We start from the raw sequence: 3,506 nt of genomic DNA on the forward strand, positions 1-3,506 counted from the left end.
CACTTACCCTTCCACGGGAATCGGTGATCGCAACGTCACCAGCGTGCCATGGCCGCCCCTCGCCTCAGAGCATGGGCTGTTCTCTCTCCAGAGCTTTTTGCAGAACCTTCAGGACACTATCGATCCAGCCTAGCACCGAGCGGGCGCGTTCTATGGCCCGTGGGGGAGCGGAGCGGCAGGTTAGCGCCTAATGTCGGTCGTAAGAATCACCTTGCCGGCCCCTGGAAGCGGATATTGTGCGTGACCAGCTAGAGGTCGTGGTCCCGCGAGAAGTCGTCGTTACAACTGGTTTGTGGAACCTGACATTGCTTCACAGGGTCCACGGGGGTGCCGTCGAAACGTGCTCAGGCTGATGCTCGCCGAATGATCCTGAACCCGATGTCGATGACGTTTTGCGGCTGATCCTCGCCGCGGAAGCGCGACAATATGGTCTCGGCGGCGGCTGCGCCGAGCGCTTCACGATCGACGCGTATGGTGGTTAGTGCGGGCTCCACCGCGGCGGCGTAGTCCTGGTCTCCGAAGCCGACCACCGCGACGTCGCCGGGGACCGAGAGGCCTTGGGCATGCGCCTCGATCAGAACGCCGTGCGCAAGCAGGTCGGAACTGCAGAACACCACGCCGCCTGAAAAGCCTTCCCGCAGCAGGCGCGAAAGCCCGGCGCGGCCGTTGGCCAGCGTCGCCGGCGCGTCAAAGGCCGCCTTCATGACCGCATGACCGCTGCTCCACTCGAAACGCTCCGAAAACGCGTGCTGGCGCCGGCGCGCCCGCTCGTCGCCGGCCGACACGCAGGCCGCGCGCGGGTAGCCTGCGTCGATCGCGAAGTCGGCCGCCGCGCGGCCCGCCTCGACATGCGAGAAGCCGACGCAGATGTCGATCGGCGTGGTGCTGATGTCCCAGACCTCGACGACCGGAATGCCCGCCGCCAGCAGCATGCGCCGCGCCTGCGCGGAGTGGTGAATGCCCGTGAGCAGCATCGCGTCGGGCCGGCGCGAAAGGTGGGTGGCGATGAACGCCTCCTCGTCGCCGGGGTCGAAACCCGTCTCCGACAGCAGAATCTGGTAGCCGCGCGCGCGCATTCGTTCGTTGAACGAGGTGATCATCGAGGCGTAGACGATGTTCGAGATCGACGGAACCAGCGCCGAAACCAGCATGCTCCTCTGGGAGGCGAGCGCGCCGGCGAGCGCATTCGGAACGAAGCCGGTGACGCGGATCGCCTCGTGGATGCGCCGAAGCGTCTCAGCAGAGACCTTTGAGGGTTCCGAAAGCGCGCGTGAGACCGTGACCTGCGAGACGCCGGCCATACGGCCGACCGTCTGCATGGTCACCGCCCCTGACGGGCGTCTGCGCCTGGCGCGCGTCGAAGTTTCATCCACAACCATGTACGACTTATTTCTTCGGCCGGCCCGAAAGGCAAGTTTCAACCGGCGGCGAGCTTTTCCGCGCGCTGGCGCCGGCCGATGACGACCGAAACTGCGATCGACGCCACGATAAGCAGCCACAGGAAAGCGGCAATCCAGCTCTTGGTGAAGAAGATCGTGAGATCGCCGAACGATTCCAGGCTCTTGACGAAATAGATCTCGGCCGAGGGGCCAAGGATGAAGCCGATGATGAACGGCGCGACCTCCAGCCCCAGCTTGACGCCGATCCAGCCTAGCACGCCGAAGAAGAGCAGCGTCCAGACGTCGAACATGATGCCGTAATTGATCGTGTAGGCGCCGATGACGCACATCATCAGGATGACCGGATAGAGGATCGCCTTCGGAATCGCCACCGCCAGCGAGAACCAGCGGATCGCGTAGTACATCATCGCGAACGTGACCAGGTTGGCGAGCAGCATCGCGATGATCATCGAGTTCCACGTTTCCGGATGCTGGCCTATGAACAGGGGTCCGACCTGGATGCCCTGAAGCGCGAAGGCGCCGATCAGAAGGGCAGTGGTCGAATCTCCCGGTATCCCGAGCGACAGCAGCGGCACCAGCGCTCCGCCGGTCAACGCGTTGTTGCTCGTCTCCGAAGCGATGACGCCCGCCGGTTCGCCCTTGCCGAACGTCTCGGGATGCGACGAACTCGTCTTCGCCGCCGTATAGGCGAGGATCGACGCCGCCGACCCGCCGATCCCCGGCAGGATGCCGACGAAGGTGCCGATGCCCGACGAGCGGATGAGATTGATCGTCTGGCCCCGAAATATCGACCATGAGAACTTCGACCTGCCGCCCGACTCCAGTTCCTTGACCGAAGGCCCCTTCGGCATGCCGATCTCGGCCTCCTCCAGCACCGTCGTCAGCCCGAACAGCGCGATCAGCACCGGCAGCAGCGCGAAGCCGCCGTAGAGGATGTCCTCCATGCCGGGCGGGATCAACCGGAAATGGCCGTTGCCGCCATCGGTCACGTCATAGACCCCGACGAGGCTGACAAAGATGCCCAGGAAGCCCGAGAAGATGCCCAGCAGCATGTCGCTCGACAGCGCGCCCATCACCGTTAGCGCGAACAGGATGATCAGGAACTTTTCGACGTAGGAGAAGCGGATCGCGAAATCGGCCAGCCACGGCGTGAACAGATAGAGCGCCGCCAGCGAGATCAGGCCGCCGATCAGTGAACCGATGATGGCGATGCGCATCGCCTGCTCGCCTTTGCCCTGACGGGCCATCTGGAAGCCGTCGAACGTGGTCGCGACCGACGACGGCGTGCCGGGTATGCCGATGAGGATCGCCGGCACCACCCCGCCTGAGATGCCGCCGACATAGAGACCGATTAGCAGGGCGAGGCCGTTCTCGAGCCCAAGCGAGTAGGTCATCGGCAGGCAGACGGCCACCGCCATCGTCGCCGTCAGGCCGGGAATGACGCCGAAGACGATACCGATCGCCGTTCCGCCGGCGATCAGCAGCACAAACAGAGGCGTGACGAAACCGAACAGTTCCATTGGGTTCTCCCTGTCAGGGCAGCGTCAGGAAGAAGACGCGCGCGAACACCCACCACACCAGCACGGGCGCGGCGACCGCCACCACGCCAAGCACTATGACGGCGGACCTTGTACGCTCCTGCAGGTAGAGCAGCCCGCTGAGCGCCACGAACGGGATGGAGCAGATTAGGAAGCCCATGCCCGTGTTGGGCCAGATGTCACCGACAGGGACCATCAGCAGGAAATAAACCAGCGTCAAAGCGATCGTCCCGAAGAAGCGCGGCTTGTCCATCGCCGCCAAGGTCTGCGACCAGTACCGGCCGGCGCCGGCGATCGCCTGCCGGCGCGTGATGAGAATGGCCATCCCCAGCGCAAGCAGAATGCCGCCGATCAGTGTCGGAAACACCAGGTGCGAGGTCTGGAAATCGATCGTGACGCGCGTAAAATCGCCCATCTGCCGTGTGCTCCTCCATGCGCGAGCAGCGTGGGGGGGGGGGGGGGGGGGGGGGCGCGCGAAGAGAAAAAAAAAAACAACCCCCCCAAAAGAGACGCGCCCGCCGAGGTTTTTTTTTTTAATGTTTTTTTTTATAAAAAGAAAAGAAAAAAA

Annotated in this window: 3 protein-coding genes; all 3 read right to left on the bottom strand. The window is 63.6% G+C overall.

All coding sequences use genetic code 11. The features are described 5' to 3' along the window. Positions 1-344: 344 nt before the first annotated feature. Positions 345-1,319 (bottom strand): LacI family DNA-binding transcriptional regulator, encoded by a 975-nt coding sequence (locus AC0L17_RS31580; RefSeq protein WP_473518638.1) that lies wholly within the window; start codon positions 1,317-1,319, stop codon positions 345-347. Positions 1,320-1,417: 98 nt separating this feature from the next. Next, complete coding sequence (locus AC0L17_RS31585) at positions 1,418-2,920, bottom strand: tripartite tricarboxylate transporter permease (RefSeq protein ID WP_473518639.1); 1,503 nt, start codon at positions 2,918-2,920, stop codon at positions 1,418-1,420. 13 nt (positions 2,921-2,933) lie between these two features. Beyond that, positions 2,934-3,488 carry a tripartite tricarboxylate transporter TctB family protein gene (locus AC0L17_RS31590; RefSeq protein ID WP_473518662.1) on the bottom strand — a complete coding sequence of 185 codons (555 nt, stop codon included), beginning with the start codon at positions 3,486-3,488 and terminating at the stop codon, positions 2,934-2,936. Positions 3,489-3,506: the final 18 nt, after the last annotated feature.

The sequence above is a fragment of the Mesorhizobium sp. WSM4829 genome, assembly GCF_055811475.1.

Bases quoted from the DNA above. Each gene is read 5' to 3' on its own strand.
- AC0L17_RS31580 (WP_473518638.1), bottom strand. From the start codon at position 1,319: ATGCAGACGGTCGGCCGTATGGCCGGCGTCTCGCAGGTCACGGTCTCA.
- AC0L17_RS31585 (WP_473518639.1), bottom strand. From the start codon at position 2,920: ATGGAACTGTTCGGTTTCGTCACGCCTCTGTTTGTGCTGCTGATCGCC.